General features: G+C 44.7%; 1 protein-coding gene and 1 pseudogene. Both read left to right on the forward strand.

Features of this window, described 5'->3' with window-relative positions; genetic code table 11:
• A partial coding sequence (locus F6K37_RS40720) for a histidine kinase dimerization/phospho-acceptor domain-containing protein (protein ID WP_287256991.1) occupies nt 1-1,033 on the forward strand: 1,033 nt, incomplete at its 5' end.
• A gap of 37 nt (nt 1,034-1,070) precedes the next feature.
• A pseudogene (locus F6K37_RS40725) lies at nt 1,071-1,650 on the forward strand (winged helix-turn-helix domain-containing protein); the annotation flags it as partial.
• Nucleotides 1,651-1,802 lie beyond the last annotated feature (152 nt).

Here is a 1,802-nt window from a genome sequence, read left to right on the forward strand (position 1 = left end):
ACCCGAACAGCTTCTGAATCAGAATCTGGAGGAGGTGTTTTCCGGAGTCTTTGGCTCCAAGTTCTACCAGGAATGTCATCGGGCGGTTGCTGCACAGGTTGTTGTCACCTTTGAAGAATACTATCCACCGACCAAACGTTGGTTTGACGTGAAAGCTTATCCAGGTATTAATGGTCTTTCAGTGTTCTTTCATGACATTACTGAGCGCAAACAAGCCTCCCGGGTCTTGCAGCAACTCAATGAGGACTTAGAAGCTAGGGTAGAAGAACGTACTGTCCAACTTGCTGAAAGTATGAAAGAAGCCGAAAAAGCGCGGACTAAGTCTGAAGAAGCTAACAAAGCCAAAAGCGAATTTCTTGCCAATATGAGCCATGAACTGCGCACCCCCCTCAATGCTATCCTAGGATTCACCCAATTGATGAACCGTGACTCATCGCTGAATCAGGAACATCAGGAATATCTAGCAATCATTAGTCGCAGTGGTGAGCATTTACTGAACTTGATCAATGACATATTAGAAATGTCCAAAATTGAGGCAGGTCAGATAACTGTAAATGAAACTAGCTTTGACCTGTATCGTCTGCTGGATAGTCTCGAAGAGATGTTAGGACTGCGAGCCGCCTCCAAAGGCTTACAGCTCATCGTTTACCGAGAGCCAGAGCTTCCTCGATATGTGAAAACAGATGAGGGAAAATTGCGCCAAGTTTTGATTAATTTACTGGGAAACGCTATCAAATTCACTCAAGAAGGCAGTGTCACTTTGCGCGTGGTTCCTAACAATGAAAAGTTTAAAATTAGCGGGTCTGATCAGTTAAATGTTGACAGGTTGAAGGTTGACAGGTTGAAGGTTGACAGGTCTGATCCGTTGAAGGTTGACAGGTTTGATCAGTTGAATGTTGGCAGGTTGAATGTTGACAGGTTTGATCAGTTGAATGTTGGCAGGTTGAATGTTGTTCGCGTTCGCGCAGCGTCGGCTTTGCCGAAAGCGTGGCCGAAAGGCCAAGGTTTTCCCAATAATATCATGTCCGTCTAATCACTTATAATAAAAGTGGAGAGTGCAGATCAAAGTAATGCCAAGACGAATTACCATCACCGAACACTCTTTGCATTGAGGAACTCCAACAGGGTTACCGCCAGGCCAAAAGTGCCATAGAAAGTCGGCAGTATCAGGTGATCTGGTTACTCGCTCAAGGAAAAAAAACAGAGGAAGTAGTCCAAATAACTGGCTACAGTAGAATCGGGATTTATGCATTAATCAAAAGATACAACCAATTGGGTGCTGAAGGATTAGGCGATTGGCCAAAAGCCACGCTACGGGAACGCAGAAAACAAAATCAAGGAGCCAAGCCATTAATAGGAGATCTAGAACTTGCACAGTTATGGCAAGTTTTGCAAGAACAAGCTCCAGATGGGGGATTTTGGAATGGTCGGAAAGTGGCAGACTGGCTAACATCTGTGACGGGCAAGTCCATCAGCAGACAAAGAGGATGGCAGATACTACGACAAATGACTTAATGGTTGAGGGTTCCGAGACCTGCTCATACTAAAAGCGACTATGCATGAGCAACAAGCCTGGAAAAAAAACTAGCCGCCGACCTTGAGCAAATCAAAAGCACTTACCCGAATGCAGATGTGCAATTATGGTGTGATAAGAAATCCGGGTATATACTTACTGTATAGAGTAAGTCGGGAAAGATTTATGCCCAAACGCTTGAGACTATTACCTCATCTGAGTTGTGAGGAATTGGAGGAACGGTATCGTCAAGCCAGTGATGCTGTAGAACGCAGCCAATACCAAATCC

The organism is Moorena sp. SIO4E2 (genome assembly GCF_010671945.1).
Taxonomy (GTDB): Bacteria; Cyanobacteriota; Cyanobacteriia; order Cyanobacteriales; family Coleofasciculaceae; genus Moorena; species Moorena producens.